At 73.3% G+C, this 24070-nt stretch carries 18 protein-coding genes and 1 riboswitch; of the genes, 3 read left to right on the top strand and 15 right to left on the bottom strand.

Going from position 1 to position 24070, the window contains the following annotated elements; translation table 11 throughout:
* Nucleotides 1-213: 213 nt before the first annotated feature.
* From ACQB60_RS13075 to ACQB60_RS13025, 11 genes are all read right to left on the bottom strand, one after another.
* Nucleotides 214-939: a transglycosylase family protein gene (locus ACQB60_RS13075; protein WP_496926083.1), complete on the bottom strand. Its 726-nt coding sequence runs from the start codon at nucleotides 937-939 to the stop codon at nucleotides 214-216.
* Nucleotides 940-944: 5 nt separating this feature from the next.
* A riboswitch (cyclic di-AMP (ydaO/yuaA leader) is annotated at nucleotides 945-1137 on the bottom strand.
* A 193-nt stretch (nucleotides 1138-1330) separates the two neighbouring features.
* Nucleotides 1331-2413 (bottom strand): transglycosylase family protein, encoded by a 1083-nt coding sequence (locus ACQB60_RS13070; RefSeq protein WP_496926082.1) that lies wholly within the window; start codon nucleotides 2411-2413, stop codon nucleotides 1331-1333.
* Nucleotides 2414-2558: 145 nt separating this feature from the next.
* The gene (locus ACQB60_RS13065; RefSeq protein WP_496926081.1) at nucleotides 2559-3890 is read right to left on the bottom strand and encodes a cytochrome P450 family protein; all 1332 of its coding nucleotides are present in this window, start codon (nucleotides 3888-3890) and stop codon (nucleotides 2559-2561) included.
* Nucleotides 3887-6157, bottom strand: a complete 2271-nt coding sequence (locus ACQB60_RS13060) for a tetratricopeptide repeat protein (RefSeq protein ID WP_496926080.1) — start codon at nucleotides 6155-6157, stop codon at nucleotides 3887-3889. The genes ACQB60_RS13065 and ACQB60_RS13060 overlap by 4 nt, the downstream gene beginning before the upstream one ends.
* Nucleotides 6158-6207: 50 nt before the next feature.
* Entirely contained in the window at nucleotides 6208-8142 is a 1935-nt protein-coding gene (locus ACQB60_RS13055) for a tetratricopeptide repeat protein (protein WP_496926079.1), read from the bottom strand.
* Nucleotides 8143-8185: 43 nt separating this feature from the next.
* The gene (locus tag ACQB60_RS13050) at nucleotides 8186-10264 is read right to left on the bottom strand and encodes a tetratricopeptide repeat protein (RefSeq protein WP_496926078.1); all 2079 of its coding nucleotides are present in this window, start codon (nucleotides 10262-10264) and stop codon (nucleotides 8186-8188) included.
* A 53-nt stretch (nucleotides 10265-10317) separates the two neighbouring features.
* Nucleotides 10318-11325, bottom strand: a complete 1008-nt coding sequence (locus tag ACQB60_RS13045; protein ID WP_496926077.1) for a nucleoside triphosphate pyrophosphohydrolase — start codon at nucleotides 11323-11325, stop codon at nucleotides 10318-10320.
* Between the two features lie 82 nt (nucleotides 11326-11407).
* Nucleotides 11408-12085, bottom strand: coding sequence for a SurA N-terminal domain-containing protein (locus ACQB60_RS13040; protein WP_496926076.1), 678 nt, complete (start codon nucleotides 12083-12085; stop codon nucleotides 11408-11410).
* A gap of 153 nt (nucleotides 12086-12238) precedes the next feature.
* Nucleotides 12239-13804, bottom strand: coding sequence for a protein kinase domain-containing protein (locus ACQB60_RS13035; RefSeq protein ID WP_496926178.1), 1566 nt, complete (start codon nucleotides 13802-13804; stop codon nucleotides 12239-12241).
* Nucleotides 13801-14427 (bottom strand): hypothetical protein, encoded by a 627-nt coding sequence (locus tag ACQB60_RS13030; protein ID WP_496926075.1) that lies wholly within the window; start codon nucleotides 14425-14427, stop codon nucleotides 13801-13803. Before ACQB60_RS13030 ends, ACQB60_RS13035 begins: the two co-directional genes overlap by 4 nt.
* 96 nt (nucleotides 14428-14523) lie before the next feature.
* Nucleotides 14524-16761 carry an HsdM family class I SAM-dependent methyltransferase gene (locus tag ACQB60_RS13025; RefSeq protein ID WP_496926074.1) on the bottom strand — a complete coding sequence of 746 codons (2238 nt, stop codon included), beginning with the start codon at nucleotides 16759-16761 and terminating at the stop codon, nucleotides 14524-14526.
* A gap of 154 nt (nucleotides 16762-16915) precedes the next feature.
* On the opposite strand from ACQB60_RS13025, the gene ACQB60_RS13020 reads away from it, so the two are divergent.
* A complete protein-coding gene (locus ACQB60_RS13020) occupies nucleotides 16916-17746 on the top strand; it encodes a hypothetical protein (RefSeq protein WP_496926073.1) in 831 nt (276 codons plus the stop codon).
* 53 nt (nucleotides 17747-17799) lie between these two features.
* On the opposite strand, the gene ACQB60_RS13015 is transcribed toward ACQB60_RS13020, so the two are convergent.
* Entirely contained in the window at nucleotides 17800-18546 is a 747-nt protein-coding gene (locus ACQB60_RS13015) for an HNH endonuclease family protein (RefSeq protein WP_496926072.1), read from the bottom strand.
* A gap of 115 nt (nucleotides 18547-18661) precedes the next feature.
* On the opposite strand from ACQB60_RS13015, the gene ACQB60_RS13010 reads away from it, so the two are divergent.
* On the top strand, nucleotides 18662-18844 hold the full coding sequence (locus ACQB60_RS13010) for an antitoxin (RefSeq protein WP_496926071.1): 183 nt from the start codon (nucleotides 18662-18664) through the stop codon (nucleotides 18842-18844).
* 146 nt (nucleotides 18845-18990) lie between these two features.
* A complete protein-coding gene (locus ACQB60_RS13005; protein ID WP_496926070.1) occupies nucleotides 18991-19446 on the top strand; it encodes a nuclear transport factor 2 family protein in 456 nt (151 codons plus the stop codon).
* 10 nt (nucleotides 19447-19456) lie between these two features.
* On the opposite strand, the gene mfd is transcribed toward ACQB60_RS13005, so the two are convergent.
* The 3 genes from mfd to ACQB60_RS12990 all read right to left on the bottom strand — a co-directional run bounded on the left by mfd (nucleotide 19457) and on the right by ACQB60_RS12990 (nucleotide 24034).
* Nucleotides 19457-22987, bottom strand: coding sequence for a transcription-repair coupling factor (gene mfd, locus ACQB60_RS13000; RefSeq protein WP_496926069.1), 3531 nt, complete (start codon nucleotides 22985-22987; stop codon nucleotides 19457-19459).
* A gap of 424 nt (nucleotides 22988-23411) precedes the next feature.
* Nucleotides 23412-23660, bottom strand: a complete 249-nt coding sequence (locus tag ACQB60_RS12995) for a DUF7848 domain-containing protein (RefSeq protein WP_496926068.1) — start codon at nucleotides 23658-23660, stop codon at nucleotides 23412-23414.
* Nucleotides 23657-24034 carry a hypothetical protein gene (locus ACQB60_RS12990; protein WP_496926067.1) on the bottom strand — a complete coding sequence of 126 codons (378 nt, stop codon included), beginning with the start codon at nucleotides 24032-24034 and terminating at the stop codon, nucleotides 23657-23659. The genes ACQB60_RS12995 and ACQB60_RS12990 overlap by 4 nt, the downstream gene beginning before the upstream one ends.
* Nucleotides 24035-24070: the final 36 nt, after the last annotated feature.

Below are 24070 nucleotides of genomic sequence, written 5' to 3'. Positions count from 1 at the left end.
GGCGTAAGCCCATCTTCTCTACTCGCTAGTAGCGAACACGGGGCCGACATGGGGATCGGCATGGGTTCGGCATGGAGATCGGCATGGGGGCCGGGCAGGGGTCCGGACACGCCCCCGCCCCGGTGCGTACGGGGGATACGCGCACCGGGGCGGGGAGCCCGTGGGGACGGGGTGTGCCCTGCGGCAGGTCAGGGCGGGGTGGGGCAGTCAGCCTCAGCTGAGGTGCAGCTGCTGGCCCGGGTAGATGAAGTCGGCGTCGTCGATGATGTCGCCGTTGAGCTTGTAGACCTTCTGCCAGCCGCCCTTGACGTGGTGCGACTCGGCGATCTTGGAGAGCGTGTCGCCCTTCTTGACCTTGTACTCGCCGTCGCCCTTCTTGACCGTCTTGCCGGTCGGGGTCTCGACGGTCTTCTTCGAGTCGGACTTCGGGGCGGTCTGCTGCGGCTGGGCCTGCGACTTCTGCTGCTGCGGGGCCTGCTCGGTGCGCTCGGCCTGCGGCTTCGGCTGCGGCTTCGGGGCCTGCTGCTGCGGCTGCTGCTGCTCGGCGGAGCCGCCACCGCTGTACGAGGCGTTGGAGAGGCCGACGCCACAGCTCGGCCAGGCACCCTTGCCCTGACCCGCGAGGACCTTCTCGCCGATCTCTATCTGCTGGGCCTTGGACGCCTTGTCGGCGGTGGGCGCGTACTTGGTGCCACCGTAGGCGGCCCAGGTCGACGGCGAGAACTGCAGGCCGCCCTGGTAGCCGTTGCCGGTGTTGATGGACCAGTTGCCGCCGGACTCGCACTGGGCGACGGCGTCCCACTCGGCGCCGGTGGCGGCGGAGGCGGAGCCGGCCGCCATCAGCGGGGCGGCGGCGGCGACGCCGGTGACGCCGGCGAGCGTGACGACGCGGGTGGCCTTGGACGGACGACGGTGCTTGCCCTTGCTGGAACGCAGCATGAGTTAGATCCCCTCACCGACGCCTGCGAGGTGAGCTGTCGGGTTCGGGCCAGTGAGTGCCCGGCCGCGCTTCCTTGAGCGCGACTTAACCCCTAGCCGTTCCCAACCCCGTCCGGCGGCTCCTGTGTTGAGCCGCCGTCCGGGTGGGCCCGGCGCAAACCTTGGGTCCCCCGCTCCTGCCTACGGCGCTTGACGCGACGACTGTTCCCGTCCGGCGGTTGGCAGGATTCGGCGTACCGACCGGCGGGGCCCGCAGTGGCGAGCGGTGATGACCGTAGGCACGCGATCCCCGGAATTTCAAAGACGATCAGGGCTTCTGAGACCCATCTCTCACTCGCGCCAAACCGGACATTTACGAATAAGGAGGCCGGGTGCCTACCGTCAACTTCCCTTACTTTTCGCCCAGATCGAGGCGCTGACCGGGAAGGATGAGGTCCGGGTCGGCTCCGACGGCCTTCTTGTTGCCGTCGTAGAGAGCGGGCCATCCGCCGTGCACGTCAAGGTCGTCGGCGATCGCCGAGAGGCTGTCCCCGGGGCGGACCGTGTAGGTGCCGTCGGCCGCGTCCTTGTCACGCGACTGCCCGCGGGAGGCGTGGCGCCCCGAGCGGTCCTTGGCGCCGTCGTGGGCCCCCTCGTCGGCGTGGCCGCCGCGGTGGCGGCCACCACTGGAGGGTGCGGAGTCGGACGGGTCGGGCGCGGGAGTGGCCTGGTCGCCGCCGGGGGAAGTGGGCCCGTCCTGGCCGGACTTGTCCGGGTCCTCGCTGCCGCTGCCGCTGCCGGAGGGCTTGGACGGGGACGGCTCGGCACCGTCGTCCGAGGGCTCGGAGGCACCGTCGGACGGCTCGGCGGAGCCCTCGGAGGGCTTCGAGGCGTCGTCGGACGGCTTGGACGTCTCGTCCGTGTTGCCCGGCTCGTCGTGATTCTTGTCTCGGGAGGGACCGCCGGTTCCGGGCGTGTCGCCACCGTCGCTGCCGCTGTCGCTACCGCTGCCGCCGTCGCCGGGGGCCTCCGAAGAGGGGTCGGACGGGGCGTCAGACGGGCCGGAGGAGTCGGTGGGCTCCGGAGTGGGAGCGCCCGGGTCGACGTCCGGGGCGGTGCCGTCCTGGGTGAGTCCGGCCACCGCGGAGCAGCTCGGCCAGGCGTCGGGGCCCTGGTCCTCCAGCACCTTCTCGCCGACGGCGATCTGCTGGGAGCGGCTGGCCTGGTCGGCGCTCGGCGCGTAGTCGAGACCGCCGTAGTTCTCCCAGACCTCCTGCGAGAACTGCAGCCCGCCGTAATAGCCGTTGCCCTCGTTGGCGCTCCAGGAGGCACCGCTCTCGCACTCCGCGAGCCGGTCCCAGGTCGCGGCGTCCGCGGCGCTCGCGCTGGTGGCGCCGAGCAGCGGGATGGCGATGGCAGATCCGGCGACCCCCGCCGCGACGACGAGAGCAGGGGCCTGACGGGGGCGACGGTGACGACCGTTCCCGGAGAGCATGCGCGTGCCTTTCCGTGGCTGCCGTGACGCGGGACGCCACGGTCGCGGGTGGTGCCGCGATGACTGGTGAACGTAGCGGGACTCGAACGCTTGTCACAAGTCGATGCAGCGGAGATCACGTGAAAGTCACAGCCCTGACGGAACGTCAGCTTCCGTCGCTTCCGGCCGAGTTCTCCGGGGGCGTGAACTTCACCGGCAGCGTGCGCAGTCCGCGCATGATGAGCCCGCCGCGCCAGCGCAAATCGGCAGGTTCCGCCGCGAGCCGCAGGTCGGGCAGGCGCGTGAGCAGGGTGGCGAGCGCCCGCTGTCCCTCCAGCCGGGCGAGGGGCGCGCCGAGGCAGTAGTGGATGCCGTGCCCGTACCCGAGGTGCTGGTTGTCGGTGCGCGCGAGGTCGAGGGTGTCGGGCCCTTCGAAGCGCTCCGGGTCCCGGTCGGCGGCGGCGAGCACGACGAGGACGGGGTCGCCGACGGCGATGCCCTGGCCGCCGATGGTCACGGGCTCGGTGGCGAACCGCCAGGTGGCGAGCTCCACCGGGCCGTCGTAGCGCAGGAGTTCCTCGATGCCGGTCTCGAGCAGCGCGGTGTCGCCCCGGTCGAGGGAGGACTGCAGGAGGGCGCGCTGCTCGGGGTGGGTGAGCAGGGCATACGTGCCGTTGCCGATGAGATTCACGGTCGTCTCGAACCCGGCGAACAGGAGGATGAAGGCCATCGCGGCGGCCTCGTTCTCGGTGAGGTGCTCGCCGTGGTCGGAGGCCCGGATGAGACCGGAGATCAGGTCCTCGCCGGGTGTCGGCTCGGCGGGGAGCGTGGCGCGTTTGCGGTGGATGAGTTCGGCGAGATAGCCCCGCATCTTCTTGACCGACCGCGCGACCCCGCCCCGCGGCCCGCCCCCGTGCCGGATCATCATTCCCGCCCAGTCCCGGAAGTCGTCCTGGTCCTCGCGCGGGACGCCGAGCAGGTCGCAGATGGCGTAGATGGGGAGCGGGAACGCGAAGTCGTGGATGAGGTCGGCCTCGCCCTCGGCCGCGAACCGGTCGATGAGCTGGTCGGTCAACTCCTGCACGCGCGGAGCGAATTCGGCCACGCGGCGCGGGGTGAACGCCTTCGAGACGAGGCGGCGCAGCCGGGTGTGGTCCGGCGGGTCGATGTTGAGCAGGTGCGTCATCAGCTCGGCCTTGCGCTCCCCCGGGATGCCGGTCTTGCCCTTGGCGTGCGAGGGCTCGGCGTGGTGGTCCGGGTTCTTGGAGAGCCGCTGGTCGGCGAGGGCCTGCTTCGCGTCCGCGTACCGGGTGACCAGCCATGCCTCGACGCCGCTGGGGAGGGTCGCCTTGTGTACGGGGGCGTGGGTGCGGAGCCAGGCGTAGGCGGGGTAGGGGTTGGTGGCGAATTCCCAGGTGAAGAGTTCCGGGGTGCCGGGGGACTCCGGGTTCTCGGGCGTCGCGGGTGTTCGGGGCGTCGGGGTAGAGCTGTCGGTCACTCCTCGACCGTATCCGGAGCAGGGGGCGGCTCGAACGCGCCGATGTCCTTGCCTGCCTGGTAGTGGCCGCGGGTGGCGGCTCGCTGGAGCCACTCCTTGCGGATCGCGGGGTTCTTCATGAGGCAGCCCATCCGATAGGCGGCTTCGGGATCGCCGCCTGCGTCTCCCTTCTTGTAGAGGGCGCGCGCGGCCTTGATGTCTCCCTGCCCCGCCTTGAGGACGCCGAGGGCGGTGGCGGCAGGGGCATGACCGGCGTCGGCGGCCCGGGTGAGGAGCTGTTCGACCTCGGGGTCGAGGCCGCGTGTGGCGGCGAGGAGCAGGCCGAGGCTGTGGGCAGCGAGGGTGCCCCCCGCCTCGGCCGCGTGGCGGTACCAGGCTTCGGCCTCGTCGGGGCGGCCGTGGTCGCGGAGGAAGTCGGCGATGCGCAGGGCGGCGACTCCGCCGCCGCCGCTGCGCCATGCCGTGAGGTAGTGCCGCAGAGCCTCGGCTTCGCGGCCCGGGGTACCGGCGATGAGGTCACCGAGGGCCACCGCGTTGCCACGTCGCTCCGCGGCGGTCGGCGTGAGGATCTCCTCGGCGCGGGTGCGGTAGTGGCGGGCGAGCCTGGCGGCCGCCCACGCGCTGCCGTTCGCGGTGGAGCGCTCCAAGTAGGTGAGGGCCTCGTCCGCCTTCCCCTGCTTCTGGAGCACCGCGGCGAAGTCGTCCATCGCGTCCGCGTGCCCCCGGTCGGCGGCCGCACGCAGCCACGATTCGTTCTCGTCCCCGTCAAGGAGCACGTGGGTCAGGTCGTACGCGGCATCCCTGTCCCCGGCCCGCGCGCGAGCGCGCAGCACCGCAATCAGCCCGTCGAGCACCGCACGCTCCTCCGGGGAGCCGCTGGCGGTCTCGTTGTACACGTCCCACCGCAGCTCGTCCGCGACCGGCTCCCCCGCCCTCAACTCCCCCGCCACCAGCGCCTCATGAGCCCGCCACGTCGCCGGCTTCTCCCCCGGCACCAGAAACCCGGCGTACCCGCACCGCTCCTTCCCCGCCCACTCCGTCTCGCCCGGCGCCCCGAGGCCCACGAGCAGTTCCAGCGGCACCGCCCCCGCGTACCCACAGCGCGCCACGTCCAGGGCTGCCCGTACGACCGCGATGCCCGCGACGCCCGCCGGGGCGGCCTCCCGGGCGCTGAGGCGCTGCCACTCCTCGTGCAGGAGGTGGCCGAGGGCCAGGTGGGCCGGTGGGTTGCCGCTCTCGGACCAGAGGTATGCCTCGTACGACCGTGGGTCCTCGATGTGCTCGGCCAGCCGCGCGAACTCCGCCTCGGTCCACCGCCCCGGCAGTTCGACGGTCCGCGCATGCGCGATGGCCCGGTCGCCGGGGCTCGACCCGGTCCTGCGCTCGTAATAGGTGTCGGGGTCCATCGTGGCGAGGACGCGCACGCCGAGCACCTTGAATCGCTCCAACAGGCTTGGTTCCAGGCCCCGTTCACCGAGATGCCCCTCGATGTCGTCGAGCCACAGGACGTACTGCCCCGGGTTCTCCTTGACCGGGCCGAGCAGCGCACGCAGGTCGGCGCCGCGCTCGGGGGCGTAGACCTGGTGGCCGTCCAGGGCACGCAGGGCGTTCCAGGCCGTGTACGAGGTGCCGGAGCAGGGCTTGCCGAGGAGCAGGACGAAGCCGCCGCCGTCGAGGGCGGCGGCGAGCTCGGGGTCGATGTCGCGGGCGGCGTAGGGCGGGATGTCCGGGAAGCCGGGGGCCCGGCGGGTGGGGCGGACGCCGATCTCGGCGGGGCCGAGCTCCTGGGCGGGGCGCCAGTCGGGGGCGTGCGCGCCGCCGCCCCGGGAGCCGTAGATGTGCTGGGCGCCGATGACCGAGCCGTGGAAGGTGCCCTTGCTGAAGTCGACGTGGTCGCGGGAGACGCGCGGCGCCGGTCGCTCCTGCGGCGTGGGTGAGGTGGCCGGGGCAGCCTCCGGCATCGCCCCGTCGCGGTCCGCCGAGGGCTCGAACTCCTTGACCAGGGCGCGGAGTTCGTCGGCGGCGGCCGGGTTGTCGGCGAGGAGGCGGCGCAGCTCGCCGGTCAACTCGCCCTCGGCGTACCGCGCGTGGCTGTCCTCCGGAGCGAGCAGGGCCTCCCGGGACTGGTCGAGTACCCCTTCGAGTTCCTGGTTGCGCCCGAAGAGCTCCGCCACCCGGTCCCGTAGGGTCACCCACGCATCCGTCGCCGCCGCCCGCACCAGCGCCGAGCCACCCGCAGCCGCCAGCGCCGCCAACTCCGCGTCCATCGATCACCCATCCCCAGCGTCAACTCGCCCAGGGGCAACGGTACTAAGGGTCAGGGCGCCACCGACGGGTCGTCCGGCGGCACGAGGGGCCCTTCGAGGCGGGCCGCCGACGCCGCGTCGCCGTGGGACTCCGCGCGGCGGAGGTAGTGGACGGCGCGCTCCTGGAGGAGGCGGCCGAGGAGGGGCAGCACCTCCCGCTTCCCCGCCTCGGCGGCTGTCTCCAGGTAGGGGATCGCCTCCGCTCCGGCGCCGCGTCCGGCGAGGAGGTTCCCCAGCTGGACACAGGAGTCGACGTGGCCGCGGTCGGCCGCCCTGCGGTGCCAGGTCTCCGCCTCCTCCGTGTCGCCCGCGTCCTCCGCGAAGAACCCGAGCATGCACTGCGCCTGGGTCTCACCGCCCTCCGCGCGCGGCAGGAAGGCGGCCCGGTACCCCGCGGTCACGGCCGGGAGAGTGGCGAACCCGTACTTCTTCGCGCCCAGGACGGCGCGGACCCACACCACGTCGAGGAGCGGCGGCAGTTCCCCGGAGCGGGCGCCGTCCGCGACGAGGGAGCCGTACGCCCGGTACGTGTCGTCCGCGCTCCCGGGCACGAGGAGCCCGGTCACGCCGTGCCGGGGCGCCGTGGCCCAGGCGAGGGCGTCCGCCGGCGTCTCCTGCCCGGCGCCGGAGGCCGCGTACTCCTTGTACTCCGGGTGCCGGCCCTGGATGTCGAGCAGGAGCTCCAGCGGGATGTCGTCCTCGACCCCGCACCGCGCCAGGTCGATCGCGGCCCGGACCAGGAAGTGGCCGCACGTGTGCGCGCTGCCCCGGCGGCCCGCGTGCCGCCACTCCTCCCACAACTCCGGTCCCACGGCGAGGAATTCGGTGACTCCCGTGCTGCCGCGCCGCTTCCCGGCCGCGGCCAGGCGCGGGTCGTCGGCGTGGTCCGCGAGCCGGTCGAGCTCCGCCGGACTCCAGTCGCAGCCGAGGTGGAGGGTGCGGGCGCCGGCGAGGACGCGCTGGGAGCTGTCGCCGCCGAAGCGGTGGCGCGCGTACGCCTCGTCGCGCATCGTCGCGAGGACGAGCGCGCGCTCCTGGGTGAGCTGGGCGAGCAGCCCCGCCGTGAGCCCGTGCTCGCCCAGGTGGCCCTCCAGGTCGTCGAGCCAGACGATGTAGTGGCCCGTGCCGCCGCGCAGTCGGGCGGGGAGGTCGCGCAGGTCCGTGCCGGGGTCGGGGCGGTGGATGCGGGTGCCGGGGCCGGTCGCGGGGTGGAGCGCCGCCCAGGCCGCCGTCATCGTCTTGCCGGACAGCGGCTCGCCGATGAGCACGACGAGGCCGCCCTCGCGCAGACCGTGCGCCACCAGGGCGCCGAGGGTGTCGTCGCAGTCCCGGGGGACGTACGGCGGCAGGGCGGGCTCGTCCGCGAAGCGGCTCGTGGGGCGGACGCCGAAGGAGAGGCGCCGCAGTTCGTCGACGCGGGGCCAGCCGTCGGCGGAGTGGGTGTCCGGCTGGGGGCCGTAGTTGTTCTGGACGCCGATGACGGGGCCGGAGCCCTTGAACTCGTTGCCGCTGAAGGCGACGTGGTGGCCCTCGGCCGGCGGGTGGATGGTGAGCCCGTCGATGGCGTGCGCCTGGACGACGGCGCCGTGGAAGACACCGCCGGAGACGGTGTTGGCGACCTCGACGGACTGCGGTCTCGTGTCCGCCGACGCGAACTCCTCGATGATGCGCCGGAGTTCGGCGGCGGCCCGCGGGTTCTGGATGAGGAGACGGCGCAGCTCGCCGGTCAGCTCATCCTCGGCGTCGCCGCGCGGGCGGGTGCCGTCCGGGGCGAGCAGCGCTTCCCGGGACTCGTCGAGTACCCGCGCTTCCGCTTCCCGCAATTCCTGGTCCCGCCCGAAGAGCTCCGCCACCCGGTCCCGTACGGTCGCCCACCCGTCCGTCGCCGCCGCCCGCACCAGCGCCGAGCCGCCCGCAGCCGCCAGCGCCGCCAACTCCGCGTCCATCGCTCCCCCGTCCCCGGCCTCAACTCGCCCTGGGCCAAAGGTACTAAGAGTCAGGGCGCCGCCGAGGGGGCATCGGGAGTGGCACGAGGGGGCCTTTGAGGCGGGCCGTCGCGTCGGCGTCGCCGCCCGCCGCCTCCGCTCGGCGGAAGTAGTGGACGGCTCGCATCTGGTGGAGGCGGCCGAGGAGGGTCAGGACGCCGGGCTCCCCCGCCTCGGCCGCCGCCTCCAGGTGCGGGATCGCCTCCGCCTCGGCGCCGCGCCGGGCGAGGAGCCGCCCCAGGGAGGCGGCGGCCTTGGTGTGGCCGAGGTGGGCGGCCTTGCCGTACCAGCCCTCGGCGGTCTCCGTGTCGCCCGCGTACTCGGCCAGGGCGCCGAGCCAGGCCATGGCGAAGGCGTCGCCCGTCGCCGCGCGCGGCACGAGCATCTGCTGGAACGAGGTCACGAAGTCGGCCAGCTCACGCGGGTCGTGGACGTCGAGCTCCTCGTGGACGCGGACCCAGAAACCGTCCGGCACGGGGCCCGTCTCGGCGGGTGCGCGGGCCGCGTCCGCGATCAGGGATCCGCAGGCCCGCCAGGTGTCGTCCCACTCGCCGGGCACGAGGAGTCCGGGCCCGCCGTGCCGGGGCGCCGTGGCCCAGGCGAGCGCGGCGTCGAAGTCCGTGCCGCCGCCGTGCGCCTGGTACTGCTCGTGTTCCTCGTACGCCTCGCAGACGACCTTCAGGAGTTCCCGGTCCACGCCCCGGGGCAGCCCGCAGCGGGCCAGGTCGATCGCGGCGCGGACCAGGAGGTGGCCGAGGGGGTTGCCGCTCGCGCGGCGGGCGCGGCGCCACTCGTCCCACAACTCCGGTCCGAGGGCCAGGAATTCGGGGACGCTGCGGTCGCCGCGCCAGCGGACGGCGTCCGCGAGGCGCGCGTCGTCCGCCTCGGCGAGGCGTGCCAGCTCGGCCTCGCTCCAGCGGGCCGGAACCTCCACGGTCCGGGCGACCCGCAGGACGCGGGCCGCCGGGTGCCCGTCGAAGGTGAAGCGGTGCGCGTCGTACGCCTCGTCGCGCATCGTCGCGAGGACGAGCACCCGGTCACCGGTGAGCTGGGCCAGGAGCCCGGCGGTGCGGCCCTTTTCGTCGAGGTGGACCGCGAGGTCGTCGAGCCACACCACGTGCGTCTTCGTGCGGTCGCGGCCGCGGAGTTGGGCGGGGAGGTCGTGCAGGTCGGTGCCGGGCTGGGCGACGAAGACGCGGGCGTCCTCGGCCACGCCCGCCCGCAGCGCGGCCCAGGCCGTGGACGTCTTGCCGGACATGGGCTCGCCCGTGACGACGACGAGGCCGCCGTGGACCGTAGCCTCCCTGACGAGGTCGGTCAGTTCGCCGTCGCAGTCCCGTGCGATGTAGGGCGGGAGTCCGGGGGTGTCGGCGGACCTGCGGGCGGGGTGGACGCCGAGCGCGAGGCGGCGGAGCTGGGTGCGGGTGGGCCAACTGTCGGCCATCGCCGGGGTGTTGGGGTCCGGCCGGGTGCCGTAGTTGTTCTGGACGCCGATGACGGGACCGGCGCCCTTGAAGTCGCCGTTGCTGAAGTCGATGTGGTCGCCCTGGACCCGGGGCGGCTGGACGGTGACCTCGCCGATGGTGCCCGACTGGATCACCGGGCCCTCGATCGTGGTGTCGTTGATCGCGTTGTGTACGGCGGAGGGCCGTCGGGGCTTGGCCGCCGCCTCTCGGGGGAGGCCCGTCCCGCACACCTCGCACCGGGGGCTGCCCGACCAGTTGAGGGCGCCGCAGTCCGCACAGGGGACCACCTTGATTCCGGACTCCGGGCGCGGCCCGAACTCGGCCACGATCGAGCGCAGCTTCTCCGCGCTGCGTGCGTTGCGCGCCAGACCGGCGGTGAGTTCCCGCTCCCAGTGCATCCGGAGCGGGGTCAGCGACTCCCCGCCCGCCGGTTCCAGCCGCGCCTCCCTCCGGTTCAGGTCCAGGCTGGCCTCGTACCCCGACGCCACGCCCGCCTGCCGGAAGAACTCCATGAACTCATACTTGGCCCGCGCCCACCGGGAGGGGCCCGCCTCGCTCAGCGCGCGCACCAGGACCCGCGCCCCCGCCTTCGCCAGACGCTCCAACTCCCGCTCCACGCAGGCCCCCTGCTCCCCGAACCGGCTCTAGGGAGCAACCGTAATCCTGTCGGCTACGCCCCCGCTCCCTCAACAGCGCGCACCGCGTCCCGATAGGCCCGCGCGGCCCCCCGCAGCGCCGCCTCCGGGTCCACCCCCGCCGCCTCGGCCGCCACCGCGAGCCGCAGCAGCTCGTAGCCGACGCCCTCCCCCGAGGGCAGCGGCACCTCAAGTCCCGCCGTGCGCACGCGTGATGCGAGCTTCGCGGCCAGGGCCAGCCCTGGCTGGCCCACCGGCACCCCGTCCGTCACCGACTCGCGCTGCTTCTCCTCCGCCTTCGTGCGCCGCCAGTGCTCCTTGACCTCCTCGGGGGTCTCGGCGGCCTCCTCGCCGAAGACGTGCGGGTGGCGGTGGATGAGCTTCTCGACGATGCCGCCCGCCACGTCGTCGATGGAGAACGGCTCCTCCTCGTCGGACTCCCCGGAAGCCTCCTCGGCGATGCGCGCGTGGAAGACGACCTGGAGCAGGACGTCGCCGAGCTCCTCCCGCAGCTCCGTCCGGTCGCCGTCCTCGATCGCCTCCACCAGCTCGTACGCCTCCTCGATCGCGTACTTCGCCAGGCCCTTGTGGGTCTGCTGGGACGACCAGGGGCATTCGAGGCGGATGCGGTCCATGACCTGGACCAGGTCGAGGAGGCGGGCGCCCGGGAGGTCGTACGACGCGGGGAGCAGCTCCAGGTCCGGCATCGGGACGCGGCCCGTGCCCGCCAGGCGGGCCAGCCCGTCGGTGAGGGGGCGGTCGCCCTCGGCGGTGGCGATCACCAGGACCGTGCGGCCGCCCGCGCAGGCGTCGACGAGCTCCTGGGCGGACGGTGCCGCCTGCTCCACCGCGACGCCCGCCTCGCGCAGATACGGCAGCTGGGGGTGGGCGGCGTCGGCGCACAGGACCTGGTCCGCCGCGTGCAGGGCCTGCCAGGCGGGCCAGGAGAGCAGGCCGGGGGCGACGCGGTGGCTGGTGGTGAGGAGGATGACGCGACCGCTGGTGGGGGGAGCGGTGGCGGCCGGGGGCGTTGATGCGTTCACCCGTCGAACGTAACCCACCCCACTGACAGCCACCCGGGAAGGACGAAGGCCGGTACCGGCAGGCGCCCCTCCCCCGTACCGGCTACACCTGGCTCTGCCCGTCCGTCGCCGGCCCCGCCGTCACCTCGCGCAGCCACGGCGTCTTCGCGTCCACGCGCCTGCTCTTGTTCACGTCCCACGTGCCGTAGCGCGGGTTCAGGTCGACCTTCATCTTCTTGGAGGCCGCGGTCAGGTTCTTCCAGAACTCGGCCTGGCCCTGCGGGGAGTTCATGTCGAGGCCCAGCTTCTTCGCGAGCTTGTTGGCCTCGATCTCCGTACGGAGGTTGTCGTCGATGCGGGCCGGGGCGACGTTGAACTGCTGGAGGTAGCCCTGCTGCAGGGCCTTCTCGCTGCCCGCCTGCTGGACCAGGCCCGCCCGCGCCTCCTGCACCTCGCGGCGGCTGACGTGCACGCCCGCGTCGGACGCGGCGCGGTGCAGCACACGGTCGAGGACCATCGAGTGCAGCGTCGCGCGGGTGAGGCCGCCGGACTTGGAGATGGCCTGGGCGTACTGCCGGCCGTCGGGGATGGCCTTGCGCTGGGCGGCCCGCACCTCGTTCACCCGGCTCTCCAGCTGGCTGACCGTGATGCGGTCGCCGCCGACGACGGCCGCGGCGCCCGGGTGCGCGTCGCTGCCGCAGGCGGTCAGGAGGGGCGCCGCGGCGAGGGCCGCGGCGGAGAGGGCGAGGGCGGTGCGACGACGGCTGGAGCGGCGGTGCAAGGTGGCCTCCCTGCGGCGAGATTGTGCGTCGGTGCACAAAGTCCGGCAGTGATCGATGGTAGGCAGTGGCCGTCTCCTCGGCCAGCTATTCGACCAACGATTTCCAGGGAGTTGAGGTACTCCGAAGAGCGCCGTATGGACGCCGTACGGGGGTTATCCGCGCACCTGTCCGAGCCACTGCAGCGTCCGGCGGATCTCCGCCGGGAACGGATGGCCGTACCCGTGCAGCCGTTCCGCGTCCAGGATCAGGCGCGCCAGGGTGTCGTGCGCGGCCGGGCGGTCACCGAGCGCGAGCAGCAAGTGGCCCATGCGGCGCCGGATTTCGAGGGGGCGGGCGCGGTCGTCGGAGGCGTAGTGGTTCTCGTAGTGGGGCAGCAGGGCGCGGTACTCGGCCAGGGCCGCCGCCGGTTCGCCCAGTTGTTCAAGGCACATCGCCGCGTCGTAGCGGAACTGGAGGGACTGCGGGTCGGCCTGGCCGGACTCGGCGGCGCGCTCGTCGGCGAGGCGGCGCAGCTCGGGCAGGGCGCGGCGGTACTGGCCGTCGTCCATGAGCGTCGCGGCGTACTGCTTGCGCAGGGTGCGGACGACGGGTGAGTGCTCGCCGTGCTGGACGGCGGCGGCCGGGAGGATCGCGCCGAGGATGTCGACGGCCTGCGTGATGCGGCCCTCGCCGAGGAGGCGCTTGACGTCGTCGACGGCGCGGGCGACGTCCTGTTGGGGCGGGCCGGAGGGCGGTCCGGCCGGCCGGGGCGGTGGTGTGCCGGGGGTGGGCGCCGGGGTCGTGGCGCGGTCCGGCCAGGGCGCGTGCGGGCGCAGGAAGGGGCGGGTCGGGTCGAGGGGGCCGCCGGTGGGGGCTCCGCGCGCGGGCAGCAGCGGGAGCAGGTCCTCGTAGACCTCCTGGGCGCTGCCGTGGCGGTGCTGCGGGTCCTTGGCGAGCAGGCGCAGGACCAGCTTCTCCAGGGCCTCGGGGACCTCGGGGCGCAGCCGGCGCACCGGGAGCGGGGGTTCGTAGAGGTGGCGGTGGAGGACGCCGAGGGCGGTGGAGCCCGCGAACGGGACGTCGCCGCTGAGGAGTTCGTGGAGCAGGACGCCGAGGGCGTAGAGGTCGGTGTACGGGCCCACGGCGCCGCCCATCGCCTGCTCGGGGGCCATGTAGGCGGGGCTGCCGATGGGTGAGCCGGTGTGGGTGAGGCGGGTGGTGTCCGTGTCGATGGCGGAGGCGATGCCGAGGTCGAGGATGGTGACCGTGCCGTCCTGCTTGACCATCACGTTCCGCGGCTTGAGGTCGCGGTGCACGATCGGCACGGCGTGCACCGCGGAGAGCACGGCGCACAGCTGCGCGGCGACCGCGACGGCCCACTGCCAGGGGTAGGGCTGGTTCTCGGCGAGGTGGTCGGCGAGGTCGGCGCCGTCCACGTACTGCATGACGAGGAAGAGGTCCCCGTCCTCGGTGGGCTCGCTGCCCGCGTCGTGCACGGTGACCAGACCGGGGTGGTCGACCTGCGCGGTGACGCGGCACTCGCGCACGAAGCGGCGGCGCAGCTCCTCGGCCTCGGCGCCCGCGACCCGGTCGGGGCGCAGCAGCTTGACGGCGACGCGGCGGTCGAGGCGCTGGTCGTACGCCGTCCAGACCTGGCCCATGCCGCCCTGGCCGATGAGGGTGGAGAGCTCGTAGCGCCCCGCGACGACGCGGGTCCCCGGGCCTGCCGCCACGGTCAGTTGCCGCCTTCCTGCTTGCGCAGGTAGTCACTGAGCTCGTCGAGTTCGGCGCGGACCTGGTGGATGCGGGCGGGCGCGGGGCGCGCGGGCGGCGGCGGGGTGTGCGGGCCCTGCTGCGGCTCGGGCCGGGGCGGCTGCTGGGGGTGGGTCTGGGTCTGCTGGAAGTGGACGGGGGCGGGGCCGGGGGCGGGCTGCTGGGGCGGGTAGCCGTACGACGGCTGGGCCTGGGGATGAGCCTGGGCCCCGGACGCGTACCCCATGAACTGGGCCTGCTGGAGGGCGAGTCGGCCGAAGTGGCGGATGTCCGCGACCAGGTAGTAGATGACGGCGGCGAACATCGTGCAGACCATGATGGCCATGCCCGCGTTGCCGGAGCCGGTGAACTCGTCGTCGCCCGGGTCGACCGCGATGAGCACGAGCGCCGTGCCGTCCAGGGCGGCCACGAGCCCGAACAGCACCCAGTCGTGGGCCTTGCGCGTCACGACGGCCAGCCGGAGCAGCGGCGCCCATGCGGCGAGTCCGCAGGTGATGACGGCGAGGACGACGAAGACCACGCGCAAGGTCACGTGCGTGCCGCCGGAGGGCGCCGGTGGGTGCGGCTGCGCGTAGCCCGGGCCGTGCATGGCTGCTCTCCTGGTGCCTGAGAGGCCGACGAGGAACGTACGGCCGGAAAACGAACGGATGCGGGTTCGAGCGTATAGGCCGACTCCGGGGAGCGGTTAAGGGTTGTACCGAACCGTTGTCGTCAGTCCGTCGTGCAGGCCGCGCACCAACTGCTCCCCGGCGCGCCCCGCCTGGCGCAGCGCGTCCTCGAACTCGGCGAGCGCCCGGAAGCGGACGCCGTAGGCGCGCTGGCGCTCCAGGGGGATGCGGGGCAGACGCAGTCGGCGTACGTCGAGCCGTGCGGAGGTGGAGGCGTAGCTGCTGGCCTGGCGGCGGCCCACTGCGGAGCGCAGGAATCCGGCGAGGAACCAGGGGTCGAGCGCGGCCGGGTCGGGGCGCAGCAGGGTGAGTCCGCGGCCGAGCGCGGCGCCCGCCGTCGCCTCGTCCACGACGCGGGCGGCGACGGCGCCGCCGAGCAAGGGGACGACGACGTCGCCGACTTCGGTGAAGACGGGGGCCGTGTCGGCCGGGGCGGCGTCGTCGGGGGTGCCGGAGGGGGCGGTGCCGGCGCGGACGTCGTGGTCGGTGAGGACGGCGAGGACGGTGGGCGCGGGGAGGTGCGGGGCGTCCACGGAGGCGCCCGTTCCGGTACGCAGGGACAGGGCGCCCGCGCGCGCGAGTTCACCGACGGTGGTGAGGGGCCAGGAGGCGGCGCCCTCGTCCGCGCCGGGCTCCGGCGCGGGAGCGGGGGCGAGGGCGGCGGCCCGGCGCAGCGCCTCGTCCAGGTCGCCGCGGACCGCGGCGAGGTCCTGCCCCACGGCGCCGGAGTCCGGGGGCGGCAGCTGCCGGGCCGGGGTCAGGTCGACCTCGTCGTCGAGGAGTTCCAGCACCGGCACGGCCCGGGCGAAGCCGGGCGGCGCGGCCCACGTGCTGTCGCCGATGTGCCGGTCGAAGCCGCGCCACGCGTCGAGCACCGCGTCCCGCACCCGCCCCCAGGCGGGCCTGCCGTCCGCGGGGGCCAGGCCCGCCGCCTCCACGAGGAGCAACTCCGGTGTGGTGGGCGGCTGCGGGGCGGGCCTGCGCAGCACCCACACGTGGAGCGGCAGGTGGTACGGGGGTGCGGCGCCCGGGGGCAGGGCGATGACCGCGCGCAGGGCGCCCCGGCGCAGCAGGTCGGCCCGGATGCGGCGGCCCGAACGGCGCGAGGCGGCGCCGGGCGGCATCAGCAGGACCGCGGTGCCGCCCTCCCGCAGGCGGGCCAACGCGTGCTGGGCCCAGGCCAGTTCGGACTCGGTGCGGGCCGGGAAGCCGTACTCCCAGCGGTTGTCGTAGGCGAGCTCGTCGTGGCCCCAGTTGCGTTCGTTGAACGGGGGGTGGCAGAGCACGGCGTCGGCGCGCTGGTCGGGGTAGGCGTCGGCGCGCAGAGTGTCGGCGGCCATCGTGCGCACGGTCGTCTCGAAGCTTCCGGACCGCCGCGAGCTGCCGGAATTCCCGTGGCTGCCGGAATCCCCGAGGCTGCCGGCATCCCCGTGGCTGCCGGAGCTCCCGTGGCTTCCGGAGTTCCCAGGGTTCCCGGAGCCGAGCGCCAGGCGCAGCGCGGCGAGCGCGGCCAGGCCGGGGGCGCTGTCCTGCCCGTACAGGTGCTGGCCGGGGACCGGCTCGACGGCGCGCAGCAGGGCGCCGGTGCCGCAGGCCGGGTCGGTGACGGTGCGGGCGGGCCCGGCGAGCGCGGCCATGAGCTCGGCGGGCCCGGCCGGGGTGAGCGGGTACTGGCGGGGGTTCGCGTCGAGGTGGCGGCCGAGCAGGAACTCGTACGTCTGCCGGGTGCCGAGTCCGGCGGCGAGCTCCACCGCCGCGCGCAACAGTGGGACGGACGGCAGCAGTTGAGCGGGCTCGGGTGCCTGCACCGCCCGGCGCCTGCGCACCCCGAAGCGCGGGGTGAGCACGTCGTCGAGGGCGTCCGGCAGGAGCTGCGCCATGCGCTCGTCCGACACGGCACCGATCCGCAGCCACTCGGGGTGCCGGTCGTGCACGAGGAGCAGGGCGCAGCCGGTGTGCAGGAGGGCGGTGACGGGGCCCGCCGGGTGGCCCGCGAGCCGCTGCCAGACCCGTTCGCGCAGGGGGACCTCGGCGAGCTTGCCCTGGTCGCGGAGCCAGCCCTCGATCTCGGCGAGGGCGAAGGAGGGGCTGGTCTCGGTGCCGCCGACGGGCCGGGGGAAGTCCGGGTGGCGGCGGCGCCAGTTGCTGACGGCGGCCCGGCCGACCCCGGCGAGCCGCGCGATCCCGGCGGCGGTCACCTCGGCGGCGCCGACGGGCGCGGCGCCCCGCGCACCACCTTGCAGACTGTCCGGCACGGACCGCTCCCCTCGTCCACGCGCCTGGTCACGCGCGCCCGTTAACCCTACCTCCACAGCTTTGCGTGTTGACGCGGTTCACAGCTCCTGCTCTCATTGTGTCCTCAACAGTCCATGGGGGGACTGCACTTAGCGCCCTTGGGGGGCAACTGCCATGCGCAGCACCGCACTTACCACGTTCACGGGTCTCGGCCTGGCCGCCGTCGCGGCGTTCGGCCTCACCGCCTGCGGCTCGGACTCGGGCGACTCGGGCGGCTCGGGCTCCGACAAGACCTCGCAGGCTCCGGGGTCGAAGAAGCCGGGTCCGGCGAAGGAGCCGTTCGCCGGGCTCAGCGGCAAGCAGATCAGCGACAAGGCCGAAGAGGCGACGAAGAGCGCCTCCTCGCTCCGCATCAAGGGCTCGGGGCCGAACGACGACGGCGGCCGGATCACCATGGACCTGGCCCTGGACCGGCAGGGCCGGTGCGCCGGCACGATCGGCATGGCCGACCAGGGCTCCGCCGACCTGGTCAGGACCGGTTCCACCCTCTACATGAAGTACGACGAGGACTTCGTGCGCGCCCTGGGCAAGACGGGGTCGAAGGCCGAGACGGACGCGATGGTGCAGATGCTCGCGGGGCGCTGGGTGAAGATGAACGCGAAGAGCCCGGACGCCAAGGAGTTCGACGAGCTCTGCGACCTGGACAACATGCTCTCCGACCTCACGGACGGCGACGACGACGGCGACAAGTCGGTCATCCGCAGGGGGAAGGCGACCACGCTCGACGGCACCCCGGCGTTCACCCTCGACTCGAAGGACAAGGACGGGCACGGCACCCTCTACATCGCCACCGAGGGCAAGCCGTACCTCCTGAAGGCCGACGGCGTGGACAAGAAGAACAAGCCGCTGGAGATGACCTTCACGGACTACGACAAGCCGGTCCGCGCCAACCCGCCCGCGGGCAAGGTCCTCGACCTCGACGCGCTGAGCAAGCTGGGGACCTGAGCTCCGGCACGCAGGGAAGCGGGGCGGCTCAGCGCGCGTGGAAGCGGGGCGGCTCAGCGCGCGTGGAAGCGGGGCGGCGCGACGGTCGGGCTGCCGCCGCTCGGCAGCTTCTCCTGCGGGCAGCCGCCGAGCACCCGCTTCATCGCGTCCCGCTCCCCGGCCGTCACCCACAGCCCGTACTTCTTCTTCACGGCGACCTGCCGGGCGACATAGGCGCAGCGGTACGCCTTGTTCTTCGGCAGCCAGGTCGCCGCGTCGCCGTCGCCCTTGCCCCGGTTGGGGCCCGCGTCGACGGCGAGGAGGTTGAGCGGGTCGTTGGCGAGGGCGATGCGCTTGCCCGGCTCCCACTGGAAGGCGCCCTTCTGCCAGGCGTCCGAGAGGGCCACGAGGTGGTCGATGTCGACCCGGCTGCGGCCGCGCGTGAAGCTCACGTCCTTGCCGGTGTACGGGTCGGGCGCGAGGGTGCCCGAGGCGACCGTGCAGTCGCCACCGCGGAACGTGACGTCCTTCAGGTCGCGCTTGAGGATGTCGTCGCGGGTGCCGCAGCCGTTGCCGTCGGTGTCGGCCCAGGGGGTGCCGAAGCGGGCCCGGTCGTACCCGGTCTTCGGCGCCCGGCCCTTGACCGTGAGCGCGTCGACGGCGGCGAGCGCCGATCCGGCCTTCGCGTCGGGCCCGGAGCTGCCGCCCGGCTTCTCGTCCTCGGCGGTGCAGGCGGTGGTGGTGAGCAGGGCGCCGAGGAGCAGGGCGGCGGTGGTGCGGGGCAGGGCGGTGACACGGGACGCGGCGGCGGTACGAAGCATGCGCGCAGCGTAGCGGCCCGGTGGTCCAGACCACTGAGCCGCCCAGCGGGCAATACGCGCATGACGGACGTATCGTCGTTGTGCACCACCCCCGAACGCCCGGAAGGAGCCCCCTATGGGCATCTTCGACAGGTTCAAGGATCAGGCCAAGGACAAGGCCAAGGACGTCTCCGACGCCGCGGAGGAGGAGATCAACGAGAAGACCGGCGGCAAGTACGAGGACAAGGTCAACTCGGTACAGGAGCAGGTGGAGGGCAAGCTGGGCATGGACCGCGACAAGCCCGAGCAGCCCGGCTAGGCCCACCGCCACCCCTGTCGGCACACCCGCGGGCCGCCCACGGAGACCAACGTCCGTGGGCGGCCCGCGCGTTGGGGCCGGGGCGCACGGAAGCATTACCCCGGGAGTAATCGCGCATCCCGCGCGCCCGGGGCACGATCAGTGCCATGACGACCACCGACGCCACCCAGGCCACCCAGGCGACCCAGCCCACCGAGGCCACCGAGGCCACCCGCGCCACCGTCCAGGAGTTCCTGGCCGCCCGCATGGCCGCCGACACCGAGCGCCTCACCGCCCTGTTCGCCGACGACGTCGACTGGCTGCTCGCCGAGAACCCGGCCGTCCCGTGGATCCGCCCGCGCCGCACGGGTGCCGAATGCGCCGCGCAGGGCGAGGAGTTGCTCGCCCACGTCATCCCCGAGTCGGCGCAGGCGAGCCTCGACACCGTCCTCGTGGACGGCACCGACGCGGTGCTCTTCGGGCACCTCTCCGGCACCGTCCGCGCGACGGGCAAGTCCTACGCGGGCCCCTTCTCGCTGCGTCTGACCGTCGAGGACGGCCGGATCACCCGCCACCACCTCTACGAGAACAGCCTGTCCGTCGCCGAGGCGTGCACGCCGTGAGGCCGGTGGCTCACGACCCCAGGATCGACGTCAGGAACTCCCCCACCCACGCGAGCAGTTCGCGCCCGACCAGTGGCTTGCCGCCCACCTTCGCGGTCTTCGGGCGCGGCACGAGCACCTGGTGGGCGGCGGCCTTGATGACCGTCCCGGGGTAGAGGCGCTTCAGCCTCAGCTCCTGCGACTCCCGCAGCTCCACCGGAGCGAAGCGGATGTTGTTGCCCTGGAGGACGATCTCGCCGACCCCGCAGGCCCGCGACAGCATCCGCAGGCCCGCGACGAGGAGGAGGTTCTCCACCGGCTCGGGCAACTTGCCGTAGCGGTCGGTGAGTTCCTCGCGTACGGACTTGATGTCCTCCTCCGTGTTGGCGGAGGCGATGGCGCGGTACGCCTGGAGACGGAGCCGCTCGCCGGGCGCGTAGTCGTGCGGGACGTGCGCGTCGACGGGGAGCTCGATCTTGACCTCCAGCGGCGGCTCCTCCTCGACACCGCCCTCCAGGGACGCCCGGTAGTCGGCGACGGCCTCGCCCACCATCCGTACGTAGAGGTCGAAGCCGACGCCCGCGATGTGGCCCGACTGCTCGCCGCCGAGCAGGTTTCCGGCCCCTCGGATCTCCAGGTCCTTCATCGCCACGTACATGCCCGCGCCCATCTCCGTGTGCTGGGCGATGGTGGCGAGCCGCTCGTGCGCGGTCTCGGTGAGCGGCTTCTCCGGCGGGTAGAGGAAGTAGGCGTAACCGCGCTCGCGGCCACGGCCCACGCGCCCGCGCAGCTGGTGGAGCTGGGAGAGACCGAAGTTGTCGCCGCGCTCCACGATCAGCGTGTTCGCGTTGGAGATGTCGATGCCGGACTCGACGATCGTCGTCGAGACGAGCACGTCGAACTTCTTCTCCCAGAAGTCGACGACGACCTGCTCCAGGGCCTGCTCCGACATCTGGCCGTGGGCCGTCGCGATGCGCGCCTCGGGAACGATGTCGCGCAGCCGCGCCGCCGCCCGGTCGATGGACTCGACCCGGTTGTGGATGTAGAAGACCTGGCCCTCGCGCAGGAGTTCACGCCGGATGGCGGCGCCGATCTGCTTCTCCTCGTACGGCCCGACGAAGGTCAGGACCGGGTGGCGCTCCTCCGGCGGCGTGGTGATCGTCGACATCTCGCGGATGCCGGTGACGGCCATTTCGAGCGTACGGGGGATGGGGGTGGCCGACATGGTCAGCACGTCCACGTTCGCGCGGAGCTTCTTCAGCTGCTCCTTGTGCTCGACGCCGAAGCGCTGCTCCTCGTCGACGATGACCAGGCCCAGGTCCTTGAACTTGGTCTCGGAGGAGAAGAGGCGGTGCGTGCCGATGACGATGTCCACCGATCCGTCGCGCAGCCCTTCCAGGGTCGCCTTCGACTCGGTGTCGGTCTGGAAGCGGCTCAACGCCCGGACGGCGACGGGGAATTGACCGTAGCGCTCGGTGAACGTGCCGAAGTGCTGCTGCACGAGCAGCGTGGTGGGCACGAGGACGGCGACCTGCTTGCCGTCCTGGACGGCCTTGAAGGCGGCGCGCACCGCGATCTCCGTCTTTCCGTAACCGACGTCGCCGCAGATCAGCCGGTCCATCGGGACCGTCTTCTCCATGTCCTCCTTGACCTCGGCGATGGTGGTGAGCTGGTCGGGCGTCTCCGCGTACGGGAAGGCGTCCTCCAGCTCGCGCTGCCACGGGGTGTCGGGCGCGAACGAGTGTCCGGGCGCCGCCATGCGCGCGCTGTACAGCTTGATGAGGTCGGCGGCGATCTCCTTGACGGCCTTCTTGGCGCGCGCCTTGGTCTTGGTCCAGTCGGCGCCCCCGAGCCGGTGCAGCGTCGGGGCCTCCCCGCCCACGTACTTGGTGATCTGCTCCAGCTGGTCGGTGGGGATGTAGAGCCGGTCACCGGGCTGCCCCCGCTTGGCGGGCGCGTACTCCACGACGAGGTACTCGCGGGTGGCGCCCTGCACGGTGCGCTGCACCATCTCGATGTAGCGCCCGACACCGTGCTGCTCGTGCACGATGTAGTCACCGGACTCGAGGGTGAGCGGATCGATCGTCTTCCGGCGCCGCGCGGGCATCCGCTGGCCGTCCTTGCCGGCCGCCTTCTGCCCGGTCAGATCGGTCTCGGTGAGGACCGCGAGCTTCAACTGCGGGTCCACGAAGCCGTGTTCGATGGAACCGCAGGCGACGTGGACGAGGGCCGGGTCGATCTCGGCCAGCTCCTTGTCGAGCCGGGCCGCGATGCCCTCCCCGCCGAGCACCTCGACGGTGCGGGAGGCCGGGCCGTGGCCCTCCGTGACGTACACGGTCCGCCAGCCGTCGGCGAGCCAGCCCTTGGTGTCGGCGAGGGCCTTGGCCGTGTCCCCGCGATAGGTCTCGGGGGCGTGCATGCCGAGCGTGAGGGTGTCGTCGCTGAGGTCCTCGTCGGCGGCGAAGGGGCTCACCGACCACCACATCATGCCGATCTCACGGGCCCGGTCACGGACGTCGGCGATGCCCCAGAGCGAGGCGGCGCCGACATCGATGGGCGCCTCCCCGCCACCCGCCGTCGCAGCCCAACTGGCCTGCAAGAACTCCTGGGAGGTCGCGACGAGGTCGGCGGCCCGGGTACGCACCCGCTCGGGGTCGCAGACGAGAGCCATGCTGCCCGCGGGCAGCACGTCGAGCAGCAGCTCCATGTCGTCGACGAGGACCGGCGCGAGGGACTCCATGCCCTCGACCGCGATGCCCTCGGCGATCTTGCCGAGCAGCTCACCGAGCTCCGGGTGCCGCTCGGCGAGAGCGGCGGCCCGCTCCCGTACCTCCTCGGTCAGCAACAGCTCGCGGCAGGGCGGCGCCCAGAGCCCGTGCTCGGCGACTTCGAGGGACCGCTGATCGGCGACCTTGAAGTACCGGATCTCCTCGACGTCGTCCCCCCAGAATTCGACGCGGAGAGGGTGTTCCTCGGTCGGCGGGAAGACATCGAGGATCCCCCCTCGTACGGCGAACTCCCCGCGCTTCTCGACGAGTTCGACCCGCGAGTACGCGGCGGCGGCGAGCGCCTCGACGATCTCGCCCAGGTCCCGGCTCTCCCCCGTCCGCAGGGCGACGGGCTCCAGGTCCCCGAGCCCCTTGACCTGCGGCTGCAGCACGGAGCGCACGGGCGCGACGACGACGGACACCGGCCCGGTCTCCGGGTCGTCACTCCTCGGGTGCGCCAGACGCCGCAGGACGGCGAGACGCCGGCCCACGGTGTCGGACCGGGGGCTGAGCCGCTCGTGCGGCAGCGTCTCCCACGACGGGTACTCCACGACGCCGTCGGGCGGAAGGAGCGAGCGCAGCGCGGCCGCGAGGTCCTCGGCCTCCCGCCCGGTCGCGGTCACCGCGAGCACGGTGCGCCCGGTCTCGCGGGCCAGGGCGGCCACGGCGAAGGGGCGGGCGGCCGGGGGGCCGACCAGGTCGACGTGGTGCCGGTTCCCGCCGGACGCGGCCTCCACCGCTTCGGCGAGGGCCGCGTCCTTGACTACGGCGTCGAGGAGTCCGTGCAGGCTCATGGTGTGGGCTTCCCGTTCAAGGGTGGGCAACGCGAGACGCCCGACACGTGGTACGGGCCGGGGGCCTCCAGCGTACGTCGGTTGCCCGGCGGGGGCTTTCCGGTTACTCAGGGTGACGCCTCTCACGCCTGGGCACCCCCTTGGCCTTGGCCCACCCGCCACCCCCTCCACCGGTGGCGCACCGCCCCACTGGGCACCCCGCCTCCGTCGGCTGCCCCAGCCGCGACTGGCCCCCGGCACCCCGCACCGCACCCCATCGACTGACCCGCCGCCCACCACCGTGGCCCCGCTCTCACCACCAGCGCCCGCCCTGGCCCACCCGCCATCCCCCACCACCGGGTGGCTCACCGCCCCCGACGGATGCCGCGTCGCCCCGCCGCCGGGCGACGCACCCCCCTGAGCCAGGCGAGACACCCACCGCCGGTCACGGACAAGTCGGAGCGGCGGCAAAGTACTGGCGGGCGGAGACCTCGTACCCCGTGTGCCGGGTGGCGCCCGCGTGCTTGAGGCACCACAACTGCGCGTCGTCCGCCACGGCCATGCCGGCGCAACGCTCGCCGCAGGAGAGGCACCGGCCCACGTAACGCACCGCCACGGCAGGCATGGCCGACAAGGTCCAGTCCACGAAGCGGTACCGGCCGCGCACGATCCCGCTCTCCGCGCCCGCGCTCATCGGAACGCCTCGGCGGGCAACTGCGGGCCGCCACCGTCGCCCCCCTCGTCATCCGTTCCGACGGCATCGAGGCCGTCGAGGACGTCGCCGGGGACAGGCAGGCGCGCACCCCGGCTCTCCGCGACACGGAGCGCATCGCGAAGCGCCTCCGCCAACCGAGCTGTCACGTAACGGAGTTCACCGGCAGACGCCTTCGGGTCGTCGAGAAGGTCGGCGGCATGACCGAGAAGGCTCGCGCCTATGCCGAGCTGCACGCTCTCCACGTTGTCCGTGACCCGCGACAGGTATCCGCTGCCGTCCCCGGACAGGAAGCAGGGCCTTCCGTCCGCCGTCGTCCACGGCAGCAACCGTGCTGCCAAGTGTGATTCGGGCATGCCTGGCGACTCCCCTCAGACCCATCAGAGCAACTT

The organism is Streptomyces odontotermitis (assembly GCF_050510915.1).
GTDB lineage: Bacteria > Actinomycetota > Actinomycetes > Streptomycetales > Streptomycetaceae > Streptomyces.
Note: the sequence above shows the minus strand (reverse complement) of the source record. Positions and strands in the feature narration are given on the sequence as shown.